This is a genomic window from Streptomyces sp. Ru62 (assembly GCF_002920615.1).
Taxonomy (GTDB): Bacteria; Actinomycetota; Actinomycetes; order Streptomycetales; family Streptomycetaceae; genus Streptomyces.
This window is the reverse complement of record NZ_PQSU01000018.1, coordinates 87,903-109,942: the sequence shown is the minus strand read 5'-3', so window position 1 is coordinate 109,942 and position 22,040 is coordinate 87,903. Positions and strand designations below refer to the sequence as shown.

Below are 22,040 nucleotides of genomic sequence, written 5' to 3'. Positions count from 1 at the left end.
GAGAAGAAGGGCGCCATGGCGGCCGAGTTTGATTTCGTGCTTGAGGTGAGCGAGGCGCCCGGCGGCTACCGCATCGAAGTATCGTCGCCGTGCGGCGAGGATACCGCGATCGCCGGAATCGACGCGGACGCCCTGTTGAGCCGACTGCCCTCCCTGGAGGCGGCCGTACTGGGGTCCGCCGCGCGCTCACGGAGCGGAGGAACGGGCCTGGAGGCGCCCGCCCGGCAGGTCGGCGGCACGCTGTTCGACTCCGTGTTTCAGAGCGGCATCAAGGCGCTTTACCTGTCCAGCAGGCAGAAGGCTCAGGAACGCGGCCGCCGACTGCGCATGATTCTCCGGGTCCGCTCCCCGGAGCTCGCGGCCCTGCCCTGGGAGCTGCTGTACGACGCGAAGCTCGGCGGCTACCTGTGCCTGCACCACCCGATCATCCGCTACGTGGAGATGCTGGAGCCAGTCTCACCGCTGCGCGTGGAGCCGCCACTGCGAATCCTGGGCATGGTGGCCCTCCCCGGCTCGCTGGGCACTCTGGAGGCGGAGACGGAGCGGGAGGGCTTGAGCGCCGCGCTCAAGCCGCTCATGGACGAGGGGATGGTGCAGCTCGACTGGGTGGGTGGGCAGACCAAGCAGCATCTCTTCGACGCGTTGTTTCACGGCTGCCACATCTTCCACTTCATCGGGCACGGGAAGTTCGACGATCAACGTCGCCAGGGAATGATCGTCTTTGCCGATGAGCAGGGCCGGCAGGATTCGCTGCACGCCGATGCGCTCGGCTCGCTCATCAGCGTCGCCGAACCCGCACCACGTCTCGTCGTGCTCAACAGCTGCGAGACGGGAACCTCCCACGCGCGGGATCTGTTCTCCAGCACGGCAGCCAAGCTGGAGTACACGGTGCCGGCCGTGGTGGCCATGCAGTTTCCGGTGACCGACAAGGCTGCCGTGCTCTTCTCCCGGGCCTTCTACCAGGCCCTCGCGGCCAACCGACCGGTCGACGAGGCGGTACGCACGGGCCGTATCGCACTGCGGGCCGACAAGGACGACAGCCTCGAGTGCTTCACGCCCGTCCTGTACCAGCGCAGTGGTGACGCCCGGCTCTTCGACCTCACCTCTCCGCGACCGCCCACTCCCCCTCGGCAAGTGGCCGAGGACATCAAGAAGCTCGAACGTGAGACGCAGCGTGACGAAAGAACCGAGCCGTCCTTCCGGCAACTTTCGCCGCCGCCCGGTCGAAGGCCCCCGCCTCCATCGAGCACGACGTCCCTTGGCATCACACCCCTCACGGTGATCGACACCGGGCACTGGGTGGTCAGTCTGGCTCTCCACCCACAGGGGCGTCTGCTCGCCACCGGCTCCCGCAAACTCATCCGGGTTTGGGACGTGGTCGCCGGCCGATCGACGTGGGAGCGCCGGCTCGGCGGGTGGAGCACGATGGTCAACGCGATCGCCTTCAGTCCCGACGGCAGTAGACTCGCCACCGGCAGCACGGACAACTTCGCGCGCGTCTGGGACATGTCGACCGGATCCGTGGACGCCGAGCTGGCGCATCGCCACTTCGTCAACGCGGTCGACTTCGACGGCAGCGGGCGATACCTGGCCACCGGCAGCGCGGACGCGACAGTCTGCATATGGGACCTCAGCACCACGAGCCGTGTACTCGTCCTGCGCCATGCCCGCGCGGTCAAAGCTGTCAGGTTCAGCCCAGACGGGCGCCTGCTGCTTACGTCATCCGAGGACAAGAACGCATACGTCTGGGACCACACGGGTCGCCAGCAGACGCGGATCTCCCACCGCGACTTTGTGCTCGGGGTCGCCTTCTCCCCGGACGGTCGGAAGATCGCCACCTGCAGCCAGGACCGTTCCTGCGAGATCAGGGAAACGGAGACGTGGACTGCGCTCTTCCGTGTGGAGCACAACGCCGGCCTGCGGTCGGTGGCCTTCAGTCCTGACAGCACCATGCTCGCGACCGGCAGCGAGGACGGGAGCGTCTGCGTATGGTCGGCTGCCACGGGCGAGTCACTGCTCTTTGTCAGGTACGACCGCTCGGTGAACGCCGTGGCGTTCTACCCTGACGGCCGGTTCCTCGCCAGCGGGGGCGAAGACAAGGTGGTGCGCAGCCTCAGGCTTCCCGAGGACGACCGGTGACCCCATCCCACAACGTGCCGTGACATCCATCCCGTTGAGTCATATGCGTCATCATCCGTAGGTCACGGCCGACGGCGGCGCGACCGTCGTACGCCGTACGGCGGGCCGGGCCTGGGTGACGGCCGGTCCGGGCGGCCTGGTGACCGTCACCGTGGAGCGGGGCTGACCGCGCCGTGGCCCGTTCCCCGTCGGTTCGGGGAGCGGGCCACGGCGCGGGGGTGGGTCACACGGCAGGGTGCGCCGGCTCCTGCTCGAAGCGCGCGTGGAACCGGCGGGTGTGGTCCACCTGGCGTGCGGGCCCGGTCAGGGTCACCGTCGCCGTCAGCCGTGCGTCGCTGCTGGACGCCGCCAGCCGCAGCTCCAGCTCGCCCGGTTCGACCACCCGGCGCCCGTCGCGGCCGGTGAAGGAGGCCAGGTCGGCCGGCACGGTGACCCGCAGCCGGCGGGCCTCGCCCGGGGCGAGCGGGACCCGGGCGTAGCCGACGAGGCGCTGCACCGGCTGGACGACCGAGGCGACCGGGTCGTGCAGGTAGAGCTGAACGACTTCGGTGCCCTCCCGCTCCCCCGTGTTGCGCACGGTCAGGGCGAGGGCGAACGCGCCGCTCGTGTCCGCCTCCGGCCGGTCGACCGTCAGCTCGCCCCACTCGAAGGACGTGTACGACAGGCCGTGTCCGAACGCGAAGGCCGCCGTGGGATCGATGTTGGACACGTCGCTGGCCTGGGCGAGCCGGGCGCCGAGATAGCCGGCGGGCTGGCCGCCGGTACCGCGCGGCACGCTGACGGGCAGCCGTCCGGACGGGTTGGTCCGGCCGCTGAGCACGCCGGCGATGGCCGTGGTGCCCTCCACCCCGGGGAAGAAGGACTGCACGAGGGCGGCGGCCTCGTCCACGGCGCGGCCGAGGGCGTAGGGCCGGCCGGCCAGCAGGACCGTCACCACGGGTGTGCCGGTGTCGAGCAGTGCGTCGAGCAGACGCTGCTGGGCACCGGGCAGGGCCAGGGACTCGGCGTCGCAGCCCTCGCCACTGGTGCCCCGGCCGAAGAGGCCCGCGCGGTCGCCGAGCGCCGCGACGACGACGTCGGCCCGGCGCGCGGTGTCGACGGCCTCGGCGATGCCGCTGATGTCGCCGTCGTCCACGCCGGTGCCGCGTACGACGGTGAACTCCGCGTCGGGGAACTCGCGCCGGAGGGCGTCCTCCAGGGTGGGCAGGTCGATGCCGGGCGGGGTCTCCGGGTGGTGCACGCCGACGTGCTGGGGGAAGGAGTAGCAGCCCAGTACGGCCGTGGGTTCGGTCGCGTTGGGGCCGATCAGGGCGATGCGGCGCGGCCGGCCGAGGGGCAGGGTGCCGTCGTTGCGCAGCAGGACGACCGCTTCCTCGGCCACGGTGCGGGCCAGTTCGCGGTTCTCGGCGGTGTCCAGGTCGACCGTGCCGCGCAGGGCGTCGGGGTCGTCCAGGTCCGCTCCGCCGAGGGCGGCCGGGACCGGGTTCCAGTCCGCGTCGAGCAGGCCCAGCCGGGCCTTCTGGAGAAGCACCCGGCGCAGCGCGCGGTCGATCAGCGCCTCCGGCACCCGGCCGGCGGCGACGGCCTCGGCCAGGGGCGTACCGAACGTCTTGACGGTGGGCAGCTCCACGTCGACGCCCGCGCGCAGGGCCGTGCCCGCCGCGTCCGCCCAGTCGCCGGCGACACCGTGCAGGGTGCTGAGGAAGGCGATGCCGAAGTAGTCGGCGACGACCGTGCCCTCGAACCCCCAGGTGTCCCGGAGCAGACCGGTGAGCAGGTCCTCGTCGGCCGCCGAGGGCATCCCGTCGGTGTCGGTGTAGGCGTGCATGACGGAGTCGGCGGCGCCCTCGCGCACCGCCATCTCGAAGGGGGGCAGCAGGACGTCCGCCCGCTCGCGCGGGCCCATGCCGACGGGGGCGAGGTTGCGCCCGGCGCGGGAGGCGGAGTAGCCGGCGAAGTGCTTCAGGGTGGCGACGACACCGGCGGACTGCAGGCCCTGGACGTAGGCGGTGCCGATGCTGCCGACGAGGTAGGGGTCCTCTCCGATGGTCTCCTCGACGCGGCCCCAGCGGGCGTCCCGCACCACGTCCAGGACGGGCGCGAGGCCCTGGTGGACGCCGACGGACCGCATGTCGCGGCCGATGGCGGCGGCCATCCGGCGGATGAGGGCGGGGTCGAAGGTGGCGCCCCAGGACAGCGGGACGGGGTAGGCGGTGGCGCCCCAGGTGGCGAACCCGGCCAGGCACTCCTCGTGGGCCAGGGCGGGGATGCCGAAGCGGTTCGCGGCGGCGATCCGGGTCTGGGTGCGCAGCAGGGAGAGCGCGCCGAGCGCGGGGTCGACGGGCGCCGTGCCGAAGGGGCGGGTCAGCTGGCCGAGCCCGGCCGGCAGAAGCGCGTCGAGGTCGACGGCCTCCTCCATGTCGTGCTGGTGCGGGGCGACTTCGCCGCCCTCGTCGGACGCGCCGACCCACACGCCGTACAGCTGGGCGATCTTCTCCTCGACGGTCATCGCGTCGATCAGCGCGGACACGCGGGTGCCGATGTCCTGGGTCGGGTCGTTCCAGAGGGGGATCTCGGGGGTGGTCTCTACGGCCACGTTGGTGGTCACTTTCCTCCCATGCCCATCAGGCCCTGGACGAGGGCGCGGCGGGCGAACAGGTAGACGAGCAGGACGGGCACCATGGACAGCGTCACGGCTCCCAGCAGGCCGGGGATGTCGATCCCGTGCTCCGTCTGGAAGTTGTACAGACCCAGGGTGATGACCTTGGTCGAGTCGGACTGGGTCAGGACGAGCGGGAACAGGAAGCCGTTCCATGCCTGGAGCGCGGAGAACACCACGATCGTGGACAGGCCGCCGCGCGAGAGCGGCACGACGAGCTGGAAGAACATCCGCCGCGGGGTCGCTCCGTCCACCGTCATGGCCTCGAACAGCTCCGGGGAGATGTCGCGCATGGAGCCGCTGAGGATCAACGCGGACATCGGCAGGCAGAACGCGGCCGTGGGCAGGATGACACCGAGGAGGTTGTCGTAGAGACCGGCCTCGCTGATCAGGTAGAACATCGGCACGATGACGGCCTGGGCGGGGATCGCGAGGCCCAGCAGGAACAGCCGGAAGATCTGCGAGGTGACACGGCTGCGGCTGCGCACGATCGCGTAGGCCAGGGGCGGTACGAGCAGCAGCACCACGGCGACGACACAGACGGTGACGATGATGGTGTTGAGGAAGTACTGCCCGAAGCCCGAGTCGAACGCGCCGGTGTAGTTGTCGAGGGTGAAGTCGCCGGGGAAGGACAGCGGGCCCTTCTTCGCGTAGTCCTGCCGGGTGCGCAGGGTCGCGGCGAGCATCACGTACAGCGGCAGGCCCACCAGGACGAGCCAGACGATCGAGCCCGCTCCGGCGAGGTGGTTGGGGCGGCGCCTCATGACACCCCCTCCATGTCGCTGCGCATCTTGTCGTAGCCGGAGACGCGGACGACGATCAGCGAGACCACCGTGGCGGCGACGACGAGGCACAGGGCGATGGCCGAACCGGCGCCGAAGTCGAAGCCCTTGAACGCCTTCTGGTACATGTAGTAGGCGCTGATCGTGGTGTCGGTGCCCGGTCCGCCCTGGGTCAGGATGAGCACGGTCTCGAACGTGGTGAGCCCGCCGACGATCATCAGGATCATCGAGGTGACGATCGAGTTGCGCAGCTGCGGCAGGGTGATGTGGAAGAACTGGCGGTAGCGTCCCGCGCCGTCGATCTCCGCCGCCTGGTAAAGCACCGGCGGGATCGCCCGGGCGGCGCCCTGGTAGATCAGCGTGTGGAACGGCGTGAACTGCCAGGTGCTGACGAAGGCCAGCACCCCGATGGCCGAGGCCTGTTCACCGAACAGGTTGCCGTCCCCGAACAGCCAGGTCATGCGCGCGGGGATGCCGAAGTTCGGGTCGAGCAGCGCCCGCCAGAGCACCGACACCGCGGTGGAGGACAGCAGCAGCGGGATGAAGTAGATCGCCGAGAGGACGGCGCGGTTGCGCTGGTGTCCGGCGGCCCAGACGCCGAGCACGATGCTCAGCGGGGTCTGGATGACCACGCCCAGGGCGGTGAGCAGCAGGGTGAGCCAGATGCTCTTGATCATGACGGGGTCGTCGAGGATGCGCTCCCAGTTGTCCGTCCCGACGAACTGCGGTGACCCCAGGCCGTTCCAGCTCATGAAGGACAGCACCGCCACCATGATCAGCGGTGCGAGGGCGAAGAGGGCGAAGAACAGGGTGGCGGGCAGCGCCCAGCCGAAGCCGGGGCGCGTGCCGCGTGCGGTGTAGGAGTCCTCCGGCCGCCGCCGGGCCTTCTTGGAAGGCACGGCGGAGGGCGGAGCGCTCGTGAGCTGTGTGGTCATGAGCGGTTCATTCGGTCGGGAGGGCCTGCATGGCCTTGATGAAGCCGTCCGCGTCGAGCTGTCCGTTGAAGAACTGCTGGACGGCCTGGTGGATCGGCGTCATGGCCGCGGGCGGGAAGGCCTGGTCCCAGGAGAGCTGGAAGGACTTGGCCTTGGCGACGAGGTCGTACTGGAAGCGGGAGTACTCGGGGCTGGCGGAGGTGTCCAGGAACTTCTGGGTGTTGGTGGTGGTGGGCAGGTTGCCGATGGCCATCTGGGCCTTGACGAACTCGTCGGAGTACATGAGCTTCAGGAACTCGGCGACGGCCTCGGGGTGCTTGGTCTTCTTCAGCACCGAGTAGAAGTTGTTGGTGTTGCCGACGACGTCGGTCGGGTCGCCCTTGCCGCCGGGGATCGTCGGGAACGTGCTGTAGCCGAGCCCCTTGACGGCGAAGTCCTTCGCGTCCTGCTGCTGCTGCGCGTAGTACCAGGACCCCATGAGCTCGAAGCCGGCCTTGCCCTGGGCCACCAGTGCGGGCGAGGCGCCGTTGGTGTACTTCACCGAGTCGTAGTTCTTGCCGAAGGCGCCGGTGTCGACCAGCTCCTTGAGCATGCCGAGCGCCTTCTTGCTGTCCGCGCTGGCCCAGGCGTCCTTGTCGCCGCTCAGGGCCTTCTGGAACAGCTCCGGGCCGGCCACGCGGTCGTAGACGTACTCGAACCACATCAGCGTCGGCCACTGGTCGCCGCCGCCGAGGGCGATGGGGGTGACTCCCGCGGACTTGAGCTTCTTGACGGCGTCGAGCAGCTGGTCCCAGGTCTGGGGCTGCTTCACGCCCGCCTTGTCGAGGACGTTCTTGTTGCTGAACAGCAGCACCGGCTGCGTGCCGCGCATGGGGATGCCGTACGGCTTTCCGTCGACGACCGCACTGTTGTAGACGCTGGGCAGGAACTTGTCGTCGAGGTTCGGGTCCTTCTTGACGAAGTCGTCCAGCGGCATCAGCAGCCCGGCCTTGACGAACGGCTGGATGCTGCCGCCGCCCCAGTTGAAGAAGATGTCCGGCGCCTGGGGCGTGTTGATGATCGTCTGCAGCTTCTGCTGGTAGTCGGCGCCGGGGATGGTGTCGAGGACGGCCTTGACCTTCGACGTCTTGTTGAAGGTCTCGACGATCTGCTTCTCGACCTTGTTGCTGGCGTCCCCGTACACCAGCACATGGATCTTGCCGTCGTTCGAGGAACCCCCGCCGCTGCCGTTCCCGCAAGCGGCGAGACTCGCCGCCAGCGCGAGCGTCGCACCGCAGGCGAGCACCCGGGGCATCCGTGTACGCATGATCATCCGCCTTCCGAAAGTTTCGGCTCTAGACCCGAAAGTCATGCGCTGGACAGTAGGAGCGGAGGGAAGAAATGGTCAACGGTCGTGCACCTACGCGGCCAAACCGTTATCCGGCCGAGTGGCCTATGCTGCCGCCATGCCCGAAGAAGCCCAGGTCGGTCGGAGAGTCACCTTGGCAGCCGTGGCGCGAGAGGCCGGCGTCTCGCTGCCGACAGTTTCGAAGGTCCTCAACGGTCGTTCGGATGTGTCCCCCGCGACCCGCGCCAAGGTCGAACGGCTGCTGGAGGCCCACGGCTACCGCCGGCGGACCCCCGGACAGCCACAGGCCCCGCTCATCGAGATCGTCTTCCACGAGCTGGAGAGCGTCTGGGCGATGGAACTCATCCGCGGGGTGGAGAACGTCGCCAAGCAGAACGACGCGACCGTCGCGCTCACCGAGAGCGGCACCCGGCAGGCTCCCGGCCCCGAGTGGATCGGGGGCGTGCTGCGGCGTCGGCCCCTCGGCGTGCTGCTGGTCTTCTCCACCGTGCCGGAGGACGTGAAGCGGCAACTGCGGTCCCGGGCCATTCCGTTCGTCATCGTGGACCCGGCGGGCGACCCCGACCCCGACGTCCCGTCCGTGGGCTCGGCCAACTGGGCCGGTGGAGTCGCCGCCACCCGTCATCTCACCGACCAGGGGCACGAACGCGTCGCCATCATCACCGGCCCCGAGGACCTGATGTGCTCACTCGCCCGGCTCGACGGATACCGCTCCGCGATGGCGATGGCCGGTCACGAAGCGGACCCCGGGCTGATCCGGTTCGGCGACTTCCACGTCCAGGGCGGCTTCGAACACGCCATGGACCTGCTGCGGCGCCCCGACCGCCCTACGGCGATCTTCGCCGGGAGCGACCTCCAGGCGCTGGGCGTCCTGGAGGCGGCCCGGGTCCTCGGCCTGAGCGTCCCCGGGGACCTGTCAGTGGTCGGCTACGACGACGTACCACCGGCCCGCTGGTCGAGCCCCCCGCTGACCACCGTGCAACAGCCCCTCCAGCGCATGGCCGAGGAGGCGGCGCGGATGCTGCTGCGGCCGAAGCACACCAAGAAGGCGGCCCTGCGCATCGAACTGGCCACACACCTGGTGATCCGCCAGAGCACGGCACCGCCCGGGGGTGGCTGAGGGGGGCCGGGTACGGCGGGGCGCCGGTTCCGGGCACCATGACCGGAGGCGAATGGCAGATCCCGGGGGAACCCCGGGGGGAAGCCTGCCGCGCCGCTCCGGGGAGCGATGGCCGACTCGGCCCGGGTGCGGGTGGAGCCCCGGACAGCCCCGTGGCCTCATCGCCGTGTCCTTCGGCCCCTGCACGCTCACCTCGGCGGCTCGGTGCCGGCCAGTTGCCCCCGTGCTCGCCCGCGCGATGCGGAAGGCGCGCGAACACCGCCGGACGCTACGGGACTTGCGCCGCGTCCCGCACCGTGCCGGGCGGCCGGCGCCCACGCCCGGGTCCCGGGTCCCGGACGGATCGACGCCCGTGCCCGGTTCCGCGCGGTAGGCCAGGACACTCGCGGAGGGAGTGGGGTGGGCGGCGGCCGAACCCACGGCGAGACGGTCAGGCGGCGGGCTGCCGGCCCTGGTCGTCGAGGTGGCAGCGGGCGGTCAGGCGTCAGGGTCGACTTCGGGGTGGGCGAACCGCACAGGCTTGCCCAGCGACCGGGCGTAGGCGATCTCGGCTCGGGTGCTGTCTCCGATGTAGTCGCCGACTACGAGCACCTCATCAGCGAGCCGGATCTTCGCCCGGTGCAGATCGTCGAGTCGAACCTTCAGCGCCTCGGCCTGGACAGGATCGGACCAGAGTCCGTGCGGCGACTTCATGTCGCAGCCCGGTTTGACGACAATCTTTCCGGCTGCGGTCTCCCGCAGATCGGCCTCGTTCATCTCGGTCATGAAGCGGGTGGAGCCGCAGATCACGACGATGCGCGGGAGGCTCAACAGCTTCTTCGCGTCGGCGAGCCTCTCCTCGGGGCTGAGCGGGTACGACACTGGTTCCTCCTGGTGGTCCGGTCCAAGGAGTGTCTGCGGAGAACTACTTCGGCGGTGGTTCCGAACTCTTCGAGCCTTGGAATAGATCATCTAGTTGTAGGAGGCCATGACGTTGGTGACGCCGCCCGCTAGTCGTGCTGCCGGTGGTTGGTTCCCGAGCGCGGTGTGCGGTCGGTGGTAGTTGTAGTGGACGATCCAGCGGCCTAGAAGGTGGGCGCGTTGGGCTTCCGACGTCCACGTCCGGGCGTAGAGGAACTCTTCGGCCAGGATGCGGTTGTATCGCTCGACTTTGCCGTTGTGGCGTGGGGTGTAGGGCGCGATGCGCTGGTGTCTGGCACCGAGCATGGCTCGGGTGAAGCTCTCGGCGCGGTAGCAGGCGCCGTTGTCTGTCACGATCCGTTCGATGCGTGTGATCCCGTGTGCGGCCAGCCAGGTGCGTGCACGGTGGAGAAAGGCGACCGCGGTGGTGGCCTTCTCGTCAGGCAGTGCTTCGGTATAGGCGAGTCGGCTCTACCCGTCTATGGCTGAGTGCAGATAGATGTAGCCGCCGCGCTCGGTCTTCTTTCTCCGGTTGGCGGCTTCGGCTTGGTCGCTGCCGCGTCCGTGTGCGCGCCAGCCTCCGCAGTCAGGGATGCGGCCTACCTTTCACATCCACGTGGACCTTGTGGCCTGGCCGTCGGGCCTGGATTTTCCGCGGTTGTCGGTTGACCTCACCGTTCGGGTCGATGAATCGACGTCGGTTGATGCCGAGCTCAGCCAAGTGCCTGCTGACGGTCCGTCGGCTGATTGGCGTTCCGTCCTGGGCCAGCTCGAAGGCGATCCGGGACGCGGACCACTTGTGGGTCCGGCGCAGTTGTTCGATGAGTATGAGGACCTCGGACCGTGTCGCGGTCGGCTGGTGGTGCGCAGAAGAGCGGTCCTCCAGCCCGAGTTCGCCGTGGCTCCGATATCGATTGACCCACTTCGATGCGCACGCCCGGGACACCCCCATCTCGGCTGCGACGTGGGCAATCGGCCTTGTCCCGGCAACGCTCGACCAGTCGACGGCGTCCCTCAACGGTGAGGGGCGCGTTCCGGTGCGTCACGCAGTGGGACCGGGCGCGGAGGGCCGCTTGGCGGTGTCTCGCTGGGAAATGGCCCCTGCCACCTCGTCGAGGGCCGTGCGCAGGAGGGCACCGTATGCGTCCTGGGGGAGGTTGAGGGCGTGCTCTTTGGCCGCTTTGATGTGCTGGGCGGCCGCATCGAAGGAACCGAGTCGGCGGTAGTTGTCGGCCAGGTTGAGGTGGAGGGAAGGGTAGAACCCGGCGATGTGGAGGCTGGCGTGGTGCTCCTGGATGCGCTGGTCGGTCGCGGCGTCGGCAGCGTCCAGGGCACGGACATCCCAGGCGAGGGCCTGGGCGGGATCTTCGTAGAGGTCCGCCAGGTAGTGGGCGAGTGAGCAACGGTGCAGTGGGTCGCCGACGACGCCGATCGCCGACCACAGGTTCAGGAGCTTGTGGCGGGCGGAAACGATGTCGCCCGTCCGGCCTTCGACGACGGCTTGGCCGATGGCTTCCATGGTCGGGTCGGGGCTGGCAGGTGTGGTGGTCATGAGGTTCCTCTTTGTCGTTCTCAGGCTGAGTGGTCGAACTTGATGGGCATGGCCAGGGTGGTGAGATCGCCGCGGTCGGCGGAGCGGATTGTGACGGGCCGGTCGTATCCCCTCAGGTCGAGCATCACGTCGGGGCCGATCGCCGTGCTCACGGCGGGATAAAGCGTGGTCATCTCGAACCGGATCTGGAGGTCTTCGCCCGTCACAGTGGCGGGGAGTGGGATGCCGGGGTGCGCGTCGTCTCCTGACCGGACATTCACTCCGTGATCGCCTACATGCACTGCGATGCGTTCGCCGGGGTGTTCTTCCAGGGCGCGCAGCAGCGGATCCTTCGAGACCGTCGCGCGGGTAGTGGCCTCGCCAAGTGACGCGAGCATCAGCCGATGGTCGGGGAAACCCTCGGACAGCAACCGGCAGTGCCGGTCCTCCCGCTCGGGCATGCGCAGCCAGACCCCGTGTGGCACCGCTTCAATGCGAACCCGCGCACTGCGCCGGACCTCGGCGACCGCGGCCCGCAGATCGTCGCCGTTTACCGTGCCGGCCCACGTCTGGGCGGGTGGCTCTGGCGGCACCAGGGTCCGGGTGGAGAGCCGGTATCGGTCGGTCGCCGTAAGGGTGATCGCCTCATGACTCGCCTCGATGTGCAGGCCGGCGAGCACCGCCACCCCCGGCTCGTGCGCGGTCGCGGTCAGGACCTGCTCGACCGCATCCGCCAGGACGGGGCCCTTCAGCGTGGCGATCAGCAGGCTGGGCACGTTGGCACCGAGCGCGGACTTGATGACACCAGCCTTCTGCAGTGCCGCAGCCGCATCCCCCACGATCTTGGCGACATGCTCGTCGAGCAGCCGTGCCGCCTCCTCAGCCTCGGTGTCGAGGACCGCCTCGACCGCAGCGAGAGGCATGGCGATCTCGCGGAGCTGACGCAGTGTGGTTGCCCGCGCCAGCTGGTCGGCGGCGTAGTAGCGGTAGCCCGTGACCGGGTCTACTTCGGCAGGGGGCAGTAGCCCGGAGTCGGCGTAGAACCGCAACGCGCTGGAGGTCAGGCCACTGCGTTGGGCAAAGACCCCGATCGGCATCAGCTCGGAATTTGGCACCTCGCCATCATTGAGCTTCAACCAACTCGAAGGTCAACATCCACGTGGGGCGTCCACAACGTCATGGCCAGCAACATCTGGTACTCCAGCCGTAGATCGTGAACTTCAGGCGGCAACACCGGATCGCGTGAGGTGGTCGCCCGCTGGCACGCTGCCCCCATGGATCACTCAGAAGTACTGCTCATCGGAGGACGGGCCGGTGTCGGCAAGACGACGGTGGGGTGGGAGGTTTCGGCGCTGCTGCGCTCCGAGGCGGTCGCTCACGCGATCATCGATGGTGACTTCATGGGGCAGGTGCATCCGGCACCAGAGGGAGACCCTCACCGCGCGGAGATCACCGAGAGGAATCTGACTGCGGTGTGGACGAACTTCGCCCAGCTCGGCTACCGACGCCTGATCTATACGAACACCATGAGTGTGCTCCCGGAGGCGACGGGCATGTTCGAGCGTGCCATGGGGGATGGAGTGGGGATCGTACGAGTCCTGCTCACCGCCTCGGACGCCACCGCCCGCGAGCGACTGGTGGGACGAGAACTCGGCTCAGAGCTGGAGCAGGAGCTGGAAGGAAGCTTCCGCAAGGCGCGGCTCCTGGACCAGTTGGCCCCCGCGGAGACCGTGCGAGTGGCGACGGACGGACGGCTCGTCGTGGACATCGCGCGGGAGGTGGTGGCCGCCACCGGCTGGGCCGGGCCCCACTGTGCCCGCAGACCGTGATTGCGCTGGTGGGCCGGCCCAGGAACCGGCACGGCCACCGGTGATCATCAGCCAGTCCGGCAAGGGCACGCTGTTGTGCACCACGGGTACACCGGCTACATGCGCGCCTACGAGGTCATCGTCCACGCGACGGCTGATCCCCGTACCGGCATGGCGCCGCTCCACCTGCGGTAGCTCTTGTACCCGGGAGCCAGGGGCCTTCCGTGAATCCGAGGCCCGACCCGCCGCCACACAGTCCCGGGCCGTGGCCACCCGCTACGGCAGGCGCGGCTACCTCCACCTCGGCATCGCAACCGCCGCAGCCCACACCATCTGGCTCCGCACATGATCGCGGAGGGCTCCTGGTGCCGGGACCCGGACAGCCCGGCACACGGTGCCGGGCACCGGGCGCCGGACACGACCGGCAGCACGTCGTCCGCGTATCGGGCCGAAGCCGTACGGCAGAAGGGCGCGTGCTATTCGGCACCCCCGGTCCGCGCCCGGCCCGCCAGTTCGGACTGGAGCGTGCGGTACGCCGGCTTCGGGCGGTAGTCCTCGTCGTACAGGTTCGCGGCGCCCTCGCCGGGGAACGTGCCGGGGACCCAGGAGTACTTGTCGGTGAAGCCCCAGACGGTGAACGAGATGCAGTGGCGCGTGCGCAGGCAGGCGTCGAGCAGGAGGCGGTAGCCCTCGGCCTGCGTGGCGAGCTTGTCCGCGTCCGCCGGCAGCGGCATGCGCACGTCCGCCTCCGTCACGGCGGTGGCCAGTCCGAGCCTGTCGAAGCGGGCGAAGTTGGCCGCCATGCCGGTGGGCAGGCCGTACTGGATGCCGAGGTGTCCCTGGAAGCCGACCCCGTCGACGGGAACGCCCTCCGCGCGCAGGCGGCTGACCAGATCGTAGACGGCGTCGCTCTTCGGGCCCGTCCACTCGGTGTTGTAGTCGTTGTAGAACAGCAGGGCGTGCGGGTCGGCCTCGTGGGCCCAGCGGAAGGCGTCGGCGATGTAGCCGGGACCGAGCTCGCGCAGCCAGATGCTGTCGCGCAGGGTGCCGTCCTCGTTGAACGCCTCGTTCACCACGTCCCACTGCCAGACCCTGCCCTTGAAGTGCCGGACGGTGTCGGTGATGTGACGGTGCAGGATCTCGCGCAGCTGGTCGGCGCTGAAGTCGCCGGAGGTGAGCCAGGACGGCAACTGGTTGTGCCAGACCAGGACATGGCCGCGCACCTTCTGTCCGTGCTTGCGGGCGAAGTCGACCAGGCGGTCGGCGGCCGCGTAGTCGTACTCCCCCTGGCGGGGCTCGATCGCCTCCCACTTCATCACGTTCTCCGGGGTGAGGGTGGAGAACTCGGAGCCCGCGAGCCGGCGGTAGGCGGGGTCGTCGGTGAGCGCGGACGTGTCGACGGCGGTGCCGATCCGCAGGTGGTCGTCGGCGGCGAGCTGCCGCAGCGGACGGTCCGGTACGGCGCTGCGGCCGGAGGCGCTTGCGGGGCTCGCCGCGGCGAGGGGGAGCAGGGTCAGGCAGCAGGCCGAGGCGGCGGCCGCGAGGGAGCGGGGCAGGTTCACGGGCACTCCAGTGAGGAATCGAAAGTTTCGAATAACCTGACGAGCGTTGCGTCACGCTAAACAGACGCCAATTCCGCGTCAACCACCGTGTCGACAGCCATTTCGGCCACTACTCCGAGCGAGTTCGAAACTTTCGGCTGTACGCCGCCTAGTGGCCCTTCAAGTTTCGATGATGTTTCGGAAACAGACGCATTGACCGCCCTTTCGAACCCGCCCCATACTCTCCAGCAATCGAGCCCTCCCTCCCGCAGGGACGGCCCGGCCATGGCGTATGGCGCGAACATGACAACCCGCCTCATCCAGGAGGAACCATGGACATGGAACACGCCCTCACCCGCCCGATGAGCCGCAGGGGCTTCATCAACCGTGTCGGCGCGCTCGCGCTGGCCACGTCCGCGTCCGGGCTGCTGCTGCCCGAGACCGCCCACGCCGCCACGGTCATCACCACCAACCAGACCGGCACCAACAACGGGTTCTACTACTCGTTCTGGACCGACGGCGGCGGTTCGGTCTCGATGACCCTGAACTCCGGCGGCAACTACAGCACCTCGTGGACGAATTGCGGGAACTTCGTCGCCGGCAAGGGCTGGAGCAACGGCGGGCGCAGGAACGTGCAGTACTCGGGCAGCTTCAACCCCTCCGGCAACGGCTACCTGGCGCTGTACGGATGGACCTCGAACCCGCTCGTCGAGTACTACATCGTCGACAACTGGGGCACCTACCGTCCCACCGGAACGTACAAGGGCACGGTCACCAGCGACGGCGGCACGTACGACGTCTACCAGACGACGCGGTACAACGCCCCCTCCGTGGAAGGCACCAAGACCTTCAACCAGTACTGGAGCGTCCGGCAGTCCAAGAGGACCGGCGGCACCATCACCACCGGCAACCACTTCGACGCCTGGGCCCGCTACGGCATGCGGCTGGGCAGCTTCAGCTACTACATGATCCTCGCCACCGAGGGCTACCAGAGCAGCGGCTCCTCCAACCTCACGGTGAGCGGCTGACCCTTCCCCTCCGTCCCATCGACCCCCCACGGCGGTCACGCCGCCCATCCGAGGAGGACGCACCCGCATGCGTGCCGCACCCCGCTCCCTGCTGACCGGACTGGCCCTCGCGGCGACCGCCGCGGCCGGCACGGTCACCGCCGTCACCGACGCCGCCCCGGCGCACGCCGCCACCTGTTCCGGGTACGTCGGGCTCACCTTCGACGACGGCCCGTCCAACGACCACACCCCCGCCCTGCTCAACGCCCTCAGGCAGAACGGCCTGCGGGCCACGATGTTCAACGAGGGCCAGTTCGCGGCCGCCTACCCGGCCCAGGTCCGGGCCGAGGCCAACGCCGGGATGTGGATCGGCAACCACAGCTACACCCACCCCCATCTCACCCAGCAGAGCCAGGCGCAGATCGACTCCGAGATCTCCCGCACCCAGCAGGCCATCGCCGCGGCCGGCGGCGGGACGCCGCAACTGTTCCGCCCGCCCTACGGCGAGACCAACGCCACCGTCCAGGCGGTGGAGGCCAAGTACGGACTGCGGCAGATCATCTGGGACGTCGACTCACAGGACTGGAACGGCGCGAGCACCGACGCGATCGTGCAGGCGGTGTCCCGGCTGGCCAACGGCCAGATCATCCTCATGCACGAGTGGCCGGCCAACACCCTGGCGGCCATCCCGCGCATCGCCCAGACGCTGGCGAGCAAGGGCCTGTGCGCCGGCCGCATCTCCCCGCAGACCGGCCGCGCCGTGGCCCCCTGACCTCGGGCAGGAACGGGTGAGGGGCGGCTCCGGACACCGGCGGAGCCGCCCCGCCCCATGTGCTCGCGCAAGGACGCCCACGTCCGCGAGCCCGCGCCGGCGAAAAACCGCACGTCGTAGCCCCACGGCGGGACGACATGCGCGTTACGCCGTTCGGGCGCATCCTGAGAGCGGCCCAACCAGGTGCCACAGACCGACCTGCGGGAGGTGCTGTGATCCTGATTGCCCTGCTCGTGCCCGTCCTGATGATCGCGTTCCTCTTCATCACACCGGCACTCGAAGAGCTCCTCTTCCCGCTTCCCGACACCGACGACATCGCCGGGCCCCCGAGTCACCTCGCACACCAACTCGTCCACCCGAGGCACGAGGGAAAGTAGCGAACAGGTCTGCCGGCCCCCTGGGCGGGACTGCTCCGGGTGCGCCTCAGCGCACTCGGAGGTGATCCGGTCCATGGTGCCGGCGACGGCCTCCGTGACCGTCGCACCGCCGTTGACGGCGCTCTCGCCGCACCCCCGCCCACACCTACACCCGGGACCGGACCAGATGTCGTCCAGCCTGCGGAGCGTGTCCTCGGACAGGGTGACGTCCAGGGCGCGTCGGCTGGAGGCGAGCTGCCGCGCGGTGCGGGGGCCGACGATCGTGGTGGTGAGGACGGGGTTGTGCAGGAGCCAGGCCAGGGCCACGTCGGCGGGCTGTTCGCCGATCTGGTCGCACAGCGCCTCGTACGCCTCCAGCCGGGGCCGGTGACGCTCGACGGCCGCCCGCGTCCGCGGGCGCCATGCGGCGGCCGCCTTCGATCTTCTTCAGCACGCCGCCGAGCAGGCCCCGCCCAGGGGGCTCCACGGGATGGGGCCGATGCCGTAGTGGCGCAGGGCCGGACTCACTTCGAGTTCGATCAGCAGCGCGAGGACGACGGCCAGGGCCCGGCCGGCCGTCCGCTCGCGCGGCACGCTCGGGATCACGGGGGTGCTCACACGACTCCAATCGAACAGGGGTGGGGGGAGGGGGGTTCGCCGACGGCCTCTCGGCATCGCGGGAACGTGCCCGCTTCCCACACAACCGGCTTCCGCGACAGGCAGGGAGTTCCTGTGGAGGGGTGTACCGGCAGTGCATCCCTGACGCCGACACCGGGGCGCCGGTCCGCGGTCCGCGGGCGCGGGCACCGCATGGCCCGCAGGGTGCGGGGGCCCGTCCGGGCTGGACCCCGCCACGCGGCCCGTACCGTGCCGGGGCCGTCCCCGGACGTAATCCACCACTCCCCCGTCACGGCCGCTGGTCCACCGGGCGCGGTCTGCGGCGACGGCCGGGGACCCGCGCCTGCCTGTGTCTTCCGGGAACCCGTGCCTTCGGGGAGCGCCGGGGTCGGCCAGGAAGCCTCGCTGCGGGCGGACGACAGGCGGTCGCCGGGCGCACTCGTCCAGGGGTGGCCGACTCGGGTCGGCCGGCTCGGGTCGGGTGTCAGTCGGTGGCCGGGGCGGCAGCGTACGCCTCGTCGGTGACGGCAGTCAGCCGGTGCACGACGTCATGGTCGGCGTCGCTCGCGTGATGGCGAGGTGGGCCATCAGCCGGTTCGGCACGGCGCCGTGTCAGTGCTCCTCGTCGGCGGGTCCCATGACGGTACCGATGCTGCTTCTGGTGATCTTCAGGTCCGCGTCGTGGGCCGTGCGGCACGGCCGGGCCCCGCGCTCCCGGGAGCGCGGGGGCGACGGCGTGTCCCGGACGGGCCGTGGTGTGGGATCAGGGCTTGAGGAGTGCCTTGATGGCGCGGCGCTCGTCCATGGCCCGGTAGCCCTCGGCGACCTGCTCCAGGGGCAGGGTGAGGTCGAAGACCTTGCCCGGGTCGATCCGGCCCGACAGGACGCGGTCGATCAGGTCGGGCAGGTAGCGGCGTACGGGCGCGGGGCCGCCGCGCAGGCCGACGTGGGAGAAGAACAGCTCCTCGCCGTCGACCGCCACCTCGTGGGGAAGGCCGACGAAGCCGACGTTGCCGCCGGGCCGGGCCGAGTGCAGGGCCTGCCGCATGGCCTCGGCGGTGCCGACGCACTCCAGGACCGAGTCCGCGCCGATGCCGTCGGTCATCTCCTTGATCCGGGCGACGCCGTCCTCGCCGCGCTCGGTGACGATGTCGGTGGCGCCGAACTCCCGGGCCAGCTTCTGACGGGACTCGTGGCGGCTCATGGCGATGATCCGCTCGGCGCTCATCTCCTTCGCCGCGATCACCGCGCACAGCCCGACCGCGCCGTCACCGACGACCACGGCGGTGGAGCCGGGCCTGACCTCGGCGGCCTCCGCGGCGTACCAGCCGGTGCCCATCACGTCGGACACGGCCAGCAGGCCGGGCCAGAACTCCTCGCCCGGCACCCCGTCGGTGGCGACCAGGGTGCCCTGGGCGTTGGGGATGCGCACGTAATCGGCCTGGCAGGTGCTCATGAACTCGCGGTTCAGGCAGTTGGACTGCCATCCGTTGCGGCAGTTCGCGCAGGTGTTGTCCGAGGTCGCGAACGAGCCGACGACGAACTGGCCGGGCCTGACCGCGGTGACCTCGCTGCCGACCGCCTCGACGAAGCCGACGTACTCGTGCCCCATGGGGTGTGCCTCGCCGGTCTCGTCCAGGCCGCGCCAGGGCCACAGATCGGTGCCGCACACACAGGTTGCGGCCGTACGGATGACGGCATCCGTCGGCTCGACGATCTTCGGGTCGTCCAGGGTTTCGAAGCGCACGTCGCCAGGGGCGTGGATCACTGCTCCGCGCATGGGGGAAGTCCTTACGTTCGTTGGAGGGGCGGGGCCTGGGGCGGCCCGCGGGCCGCCGTAACCGTGTACGGGCACGAACCGGGGACGGGTACAGGCGTCGTCGTCCTCCGGCGCGCCGCCCGGCCGGATGTCCCTCGGGGCGGCGGCGCCGCCCGGGGAGTGCCTCTGCTCCAGGTAACCGCTTATCGCGGCGGCCAGCGAGTCACCAGCGAAGATCACACCGGAACAGGCCGGTCTGCCTGCCGGTTCCCGGCGGCGCGTGCCCGGACTGCGCAGGAGCGAGGTCGCCGCGCTGGCCGACATGAGCGTGGAGTACTACGCGAAACTCGAACGGGGCAAACTGGCCGGCGCCTCCCCGCCCGTCCTAAAGGCCGTCCCGCGCCCTGCGGCTGGACGACGCCGAACGCGCCCACCTGCTGCACCTGGCCGAGGCCGCCGACGGCTCCGACGCCCTCACCCGCCCCCGGCGCCGCACCACCTCCCGGCAGTGGACCCCGCACCGCAGCCTGCGGTGGACCCTCGACGCGATCACGGCGGGGCCCGCGATCGTCGGCAACGGCCGGATGGACATCCTGGGCGCCAACCCGCTGGCCCGTGCCTTCTACACCGACCTGTTCGCCAACCCCGACAACCAGGCGAACCTGGCCCGTTTCAACTTCCTCGACCCGGCCTCCCGCCGGTTCTACCCCGACTGGGACCGGTTCGCGGACATGGCCGTGGCCATCCTGCGCCGCGAGGCCGGCCGCGACCCCCACGACAAGGACCTGCACGACCTCGTCGGGGAGCTGTCCACCCGCAGCAAGGAGTTCCGCACCCGCTGGGGCGCCCACGACGTCCGCCGCCACGGCACCGGCACCAAGCGGTTCCGTCACCCGGCCGTCGGCGACCTCACCCTCGCCTACGAGTCCCTGGACCTCGCCGCCGAGCCCGGACTCAGCATGACCATCTACACGGCCGAGCCCGGCTCCCCCTCGGAGGAGGGGCTGCGCCTGCTCGCCTCCCTGGCGGCCACCGAAAGCGCCGGCCAGGCTCCCCGGCTGGTCCCCACACACAGGTCAGGGCCGGTTGCGGATGCCTCCGAAACCGGCCCTGACCTGTGACTCCCACAAGTCGGGACGACAGGATTTGAACCTGCGACCCCTTGACCCCCAGTCAAGTGCGCTACCAAGCTGCGCCACGTCCCGTCGCACTCACGCGCGGTGCCCCGCGTGATCGTGCGGACAGCACTTTACCCCACGCCCGCGGGTGCGCCGAAGAAGGCCCGGCGGTGCGAGGGACAATCGGCGGTATGACGAACGCGGGCGCATCGGATGCCAGGGACCGGGACGTGGCCGGGCGGGCGCGGAACGCGCGGCCCCGGGACGGGCTGGGACGCCCGCTCCCGTACGGCGCCGAGGGCGTCCCGCGGCAGCCGGAGGGCGTCCTGCGGACGCCTGAGGACACGGTCGCCGAGGCACGGGCGCTGCTGGCCTCGGGGCGGCCGTTCCACGCGCACGAGGTGTTCGAGGACGCCTGGAAGTCGGGCCCGCAGGAGGAGCGTGCGCTGTGGCGGGGGCTGGCCCAGCTGGCGGTGGGCCTCACCCACGCGGCCCGCGGGAACGCCGTCGGCGGGGCGCGGCTGCTGCGGCGGGGCGCCGGCGCGGTCGAGCAGTGGGCGGCCGAACGGGGCGAGGACCGCCCGTACGGACTGGACCTCCCCGGCCTCACCCGCTGGGCCCGTGAGCTGGCGGGACGGGTCGAGGACGGCTCGGCACCGATCGACGCGGAGACCGAGGCACCGCGTCTGGGGCCGTGACGGCCGCGCCCCCGGCCGCCCGCGCGGGGTCCCGCAGCCGCCCGACGCACCCTGTGCGCCCTGCCCTGACCGTCGTCGCAGGCTGTGCGGAGGCGGTGGACGGACGGTCAGTGGGATGCGGCAGACTCGGGGCGTGCGAAAGATTCATGTCATCGGTATCGGCGCGGGCGACCCGGACCAGCTGACCCTCCAGGCGGTCAAGGCGCTGCGGAGCACGGACGTGTTCTTCCTGCTCGACAAGGGTGAGGTGAAGAGCGATCTCACCCGGCTCCGCCGGGACATGCTGGACGCGCATCTGCCCGGGAGGTCGTACCGGGTGGTGGAGGCCCGGGATCCGGAGCGGGACCGCACGGCGGGTGGGTCGGCCTACTCCCCGGCCGTCGGGGACTGGCGCAGCGCCCGCGCCGGGATCTACGAGCGGCTGATCGCCGAGGAACTGGACGAGGAGGGCACGGGCGCCTTCCTGGTCTGGGGGGACCCGGCGTTGTACGACAGCACGCTGGGCATCCTGGAGGAGGTGCTGGAGCGGGGCGCGGTGGAGTTCGCGTACGACGTGGTGCCCGGCATCAGCAGTGTCTCCGCGCTGGTCGCCCGGCATCGCACGGGGCTGAACCGGGTCGCCCGGCCGGTGCAGATCACCACCGGGCGGCGGCTGTCCGAGGGCTTCCCGGAGGGGGTCGACGACGTGGTGGTGATGCTCGACGCGCACCAGGCCTTCCGGCGGTACACCGAGGAGGACATGGACATCTTCTGGGGTGCCTACATAGGCACGCCGGACGAGATCCTCGTCTCCGGACCGATCGCCGAGGCCGCTCCGCGCATCGAGCGGCTGCGGGCCGAGGCACGGGAGCGCAAGGGCTGGATCATGGACACGTACCTGCTGCGCCGGCATCCGTCGCGGGACGAGCAGCACTGACGTACCGGGCTCAGGGGGCGGGGCCGGCACCTC

At 70.2% G+C, this 22,040-nt stretch carries 17 protein-coding genes, 1 tRNA gene and 4 pseudogenes; 9 read left to right on the top strand and 13 right to left on the bottom strand.

The features are described from left to right. The first annotated feature begins 15 nt into the window (after nucleotides 1-15). Nucleotides 16-2,139 (top strand): CHAT domain-containing protein, encoded by a 2,124-nt coding sequence (locus C3492_RS24725; RefSeq protein ID WP_103814113.1) that lies wholly within the window; start codon nucleotides 16-18, stop codon nucleotides 2,137-2,139. Between the two features lie 223 nt (nucleotides 2,140-2,362). Here the strand turns inward: C3492_RS24725 and C3492_RS24720 are convergent, their stop codons facing one another. The 4 genes from C3492_RS24720 to C3492_RS24705 are packed head-to-tail and all read right to left on the bottom strand — an operon-like array spanning nucleotide 2,363 to nucleotide 7,827. Further along, entirely contained in the window at nucleotides 2,363-4,747 is a 2,385-nt protein-coding gene (locus tag C3492_RS24720) for a glycoside hydrolase family 3 N-terminal domain-containing protein (RefSeq protein WP_103814111.1), read from the bottom strand. Further along, nucleotides 4,744-5,562, bottom strand: a complete 819-nt coding sequence (locus C3492_RS24715; RefSeq protein WP_103814109.1) for a carbohydrate ABC transporter permease — start codon at nucleotides 5,560-5,562, stop codon at nucleotides 4,744-4,746. The genes C3492_RS24720 and C3492_RS24715 overlap by 4 nt, the downstream gene beginning before the upstream one ends. Continuing rightward, a complete protein-coding gene (locus C3492_RS24710; RefSeq protein WP_103814106.1) occupies nucleotides 5,559-6,515 on the bottom strand; it encodes a carbohydrate ABC transporter permease in 957 nt (318 codons plus the stop codon). Before C3492_RS24710 ends, C3492_RS24715 begins: the two co-directional genes overlap by 4 nt. Before the next feature lie 7 nt (nucleotides 6,516-6,522). After that, nucleotides 6,523-7,827 carry an ABC transporter substrate-binding protein gene (locus C3492_RS24705; RefSeq protein ID WP_103814104.1) on the bottom strand — a complete coding sequence of 435 codons (1,305 nt, stop codon included), beginning with the start codon at nucleotides 7,825-7,827 and terminating at the stop codon, nucleotides 6,523-6,525. A gap of 133 nt (nucleotides 7,828-7,960) precedes the next feature. On the opposite strand from C3492_RS24705, the gene C3492_RS24700 reads away from it, so the two are divergent. Next, a complete protein-coding gene (locus tag C3492_RS24700; protein WP_103814102.1) occupies nucleotides 7,961-8,983 on the top strand; it encodes a LacI family DNA-binding transcriptional regulator in 1,023 nt (340 codons plus the stop codon). A 477-nt stretch (nucleotides 8,984-9,460) separates the two neighbouring features. On the opposite strand, the gene C3492_RS24695 is transcribed toward C3492_RS24700, so the two are convergent. The 4 genes and pseudogenes from C3492_RS24695 to C3492_RS24680 form a co-directional block, all read right to left on the bottom strand. After that, the gene (locus C3492_RS24695) at nucleotides 9,461-9,844 is read right to left on the bottom strand and encodes a hypothetical protein (protein ID WP_103814101.1); all 384 of its coding nucleotides are present in this window, start codon (nucleotides 9,842-9,844) and stop codon (nucleotides 9,461-9,463) included. 90 nt (nucleotides 9,845-9,934) lie between these two features. Continuing rightward, nucleotides 9,935-10,929 (bottom strand): annotated as a pseudogene (locus C3492_RS24690) (IS481 family transposase). After that, entirely contained in the window at nucleotides 10,926-11,435 is a 510-nt protein-coding gene (locus tag C3492_RS24685) for a hypothetical protein (protein ID WP_103814099.1), read from the bottom strand. The pseudogene C3492_RS24690 and the gene C3492_RS24685 overlap by 4 nt, the downstream one beginning before the upstream one ends. A gap of 20 nt (nucleotides 11,436-11,455) precedes the next feature. Further along, nucleotides 11,456-12,529: a MerR family transcriptional regulator gene (locus C3492_RS24680; RefSeq protein ID WP_103814097.1), complete on the bottom strand. Its 1,074-nt coding sequence runs from the start codon at nucleotides 12,527-12,529 to the stop codon at nucleotides 11,456-11,458. 159 nt (nucleotides 12,530-12,688) lie between these two features. Here C3492_RS24680 and C3492_RS24675 point away from each other — a divergent pair, with 159 nt between their 5' ends. Then, nucleotides 12,689-13,243 (top strand): hypothetical protein, encoded by a 555-nt coding sequence (locus tag C3492_RS24675; protein ID WP_103814290.1) that lies wholly within the window; start codon nucleotides 12,689-12,691, stop codon nucleotides 13,241-13,243. 455 nt (nucleotides 13,244-13,698) lie between these two features. On the opposite strand, the gene C3492_RS24670 is transcribed toward C3492_RS24675, so the two are convergent. Further along, nucleotides 13,699-14,784 carry an endo-1,4-beta-xylanase gene (locus C3492_RS24670; RefSeq protein ID WP_103814095.1) on the bottom strand — a complete coding sequence of 362 codons (1,086 nt, stop codon included), beginning with the start codon at nucleotides 14,782-14,784 and terminating at the stop codon, nucleotides 13,699-13,701. 311 nt (nucleotides 14,785-15,095) lie between these two features. Here C3492_RS24670 and C3492_RS24665 point away from each other — a divergent pair, with 311 nt between their 5' ends. The 3 genes and pseudogenes from C3492_RS24665 to C3492_RS44735 all read left to right on the top strand — a co-directional run bounded on the left by C3492_RS24665 (nucleotide 15,096) and on the right by C3492_RS44735 (nucleotide 16,919). Beyond that, nucleotides 15,096-15,791: a glycoside hydrolase family 11 protein gene (locus tag C3492_RS24665; protein ID WP_103814093.1), complete on the top strand. Its 696-nt coding sequence runs from the start codon at nucleotides 15,096-15,098 to the stop codon at nucleotides 15,789-15,791. A 67-nt stretch (nucleotides 15,792-15,858) separates the two neighbouring features. After that, nucleotides 15,859-16,539: pseudogene (locus C3492_RS24660) on the top strand (polysaccharide deacetylase family protein); the annotation flags it as partial. A gap of 215 nt (nucleotides 16,540-16,754) precedes the next feature. Next, nucleotides 16,755-16,919 (top strand): hypothetical protein, encoded by a 165-nt coding sequence (locus C3492_RS44735; protein WP_181140532.1) that lies wholly within the window; start codon nucleotides 16,755-16,757, stop codon nucleotides 16,917-16,919. A 174-nt stretch (nucleotides 16,920-17,093) separates the two neighbouring features. Here C3492_RS44735 and C3492_RS46010 read toward each other — a convergent pair. From C3492_RS46010 to C3492_RS24645, 3 genes and pseudogenes are all read right to left on the bottom strand, one after another. Then, a pseudogene (locus C3492_RS46010) lies at nucleotides 17,094-17,291 on the bottom strand (aldo/keto reductase); the annotation flags it as partial. Between the two features lie 54 nt (nucleotides 17,292-17,345). Beyond that, a complete protein-coding gene (locus C3492_RS46005; RefSeq protein ID WP_258055865.1) occupies nucleotides 17,346-17,516 on the bottom strand; it encodes a hypothetical protein in 171 nt (56 codons plus the stop codon). A gap of 763 nt (nucleotides 17,517-18,279) precedes the next feature. Next, nucleotides 18,280-19,296, bottom strand: coding sequence for a zinc-dependent alcohol dehydrogenase family protein (locus C3492_RS24645; protein WP_103814089.1), 1,017 nt, complete (start codon nucleotides 19,294-19,296; stop codon nucleotides 18,280-18,282). A 184-nt stretch (nucleotides 19,297-19,480) separates the two neighbouring features. On the opposite strand from C3492_RS24645, the pseudogene C3492_RS24640 reads away from it, so the two are divergent. Continuing rightward, a pseudogene (locus tag C3492_RS24640) lies at nucleotides 19,481-20,396 on the top strand (helix-turn-helix transcriptional regulator). 10 nt (nucleotides 20,397-20,406) lie between these two features. On the opposite strand, the gene C3492_RS24635 reads toward C3492_RS24640, so the two are convergent. Next, nucleotides 20,407-20,480: transfer RNA gene (locus C3492_RS24635), tRNA-Pro, on the bottom strand. A gap of 104 nt (nucleotides 20,481-20,584) precedes the next feature. Between C3492_RS24635 and C3492_RS24630 the strand changes: the two genes are divergently transcribed. Together C3492_RS24630 and cobF are read left to right on the top strand one after the other, a co-directional pair. Then, nucleotides 20,585-21,091, top strand: coding sequence for a DUF309 domain-containing protein (locus C3492_RS24630; RefSeq protein WP_103814087.1), 507 nt, complete (start codon nucleotides 20,585-20,587; stop codon nucleotides 21,089-21,091). 133 nt (nucleotides 21,092-21,224) lie between these two features. After that, on the top strand, nucleotides 21,225-22,007 hold the full coding sequence (gene cobF / locus C3492_RS24625) for a precorrin-6A synthase (deacetylating) (protein WP_181140531.1): 783 nt from the start codon (nucleotides 21,225-21,227) through the stop codon (nucleotides 22,005-22,007). Nucleotides 22,008-22,040 lie beyond the last annotated feature (33 nt).

What these genes read in the sequence shown, in the direction of transcription:
- C3492_RS24685 (WP_103814099.1), bottom strand. Translation starts at nt 11,435, where the DNA reads ATGACCACCACACCTGCCAGCCCCGACCCGACCATGGAAGCCATCGGC.
- C3492_RS24700 (WP_103814102.1), top strand. Translation starts at nt 7,961, where the DNA reads ATGCCCGAAGAAGCCCAGGTCGGTCGGAGAGTCACCTTGGCAGCCGTG.
- C3492_RS24710 (WP_103814106.1), bottom strand. Translation starts at nt 6,515, where the DNA reads ATGACCACACAGCTCACGAGCGCTCCGCCCTCCGCCGTGCCTTCCAAG.
- C3492_RS24725 (WP_103814113.1), top strand. Translation starts at nt 16, where the DNA reads ATGGCGGCCGAGTTTGATTTCGTGCTTGAGGTGAGCGAGGCGCCCGGC.
- C3492_RS24715 (WP_103814109.1), bottom strand. Translation starts at nt 5,562, where the DNA reads ATGAGGCGCCGCCCCAACCACCTCGCCGGAGCGGGCTCGATCGTCTGG.
- C3492_RS24665 (WP_103814093.1), top strand. Translation starts at nt 15,096, where the DNA reads ATGGACATGGAACACGCCCTCACCCGCCCGATGAGCCGCAGGGGCTTC.
- C3492_RS24630 (WP_103814087.1), top strand. Translation starts at nt 20,585, where the DNA reads ATGACGAACGCGGGCGCATCGGATGCCAGGGACCGGGACGTGGCCGGG.
- C3492_RS24645 (WP_103814089.1), bottom strand. Translation starts at nt 19,296, where the DNA reads ATGCGCGGAGCAGTGATCCACGCCCCTGGCGACGTGCGCTTCGAAACC.
- C3492_RS24675 (WP_103814290.1), top strand. Translation starts at nt 12,689, where the DNA reads ATGGATCACTCAGAAGTACTGCTCATCGGAGGACGGGCCGGTGTCGGC.
- C3492_RS24705 (WP_103814104.1), bottom strand. Translation starts at nt 7,827, where the DNA reads ATGATCATGCGTACACGGATGCCCCGGGTGCTCGCCTGCGGTGCGACG.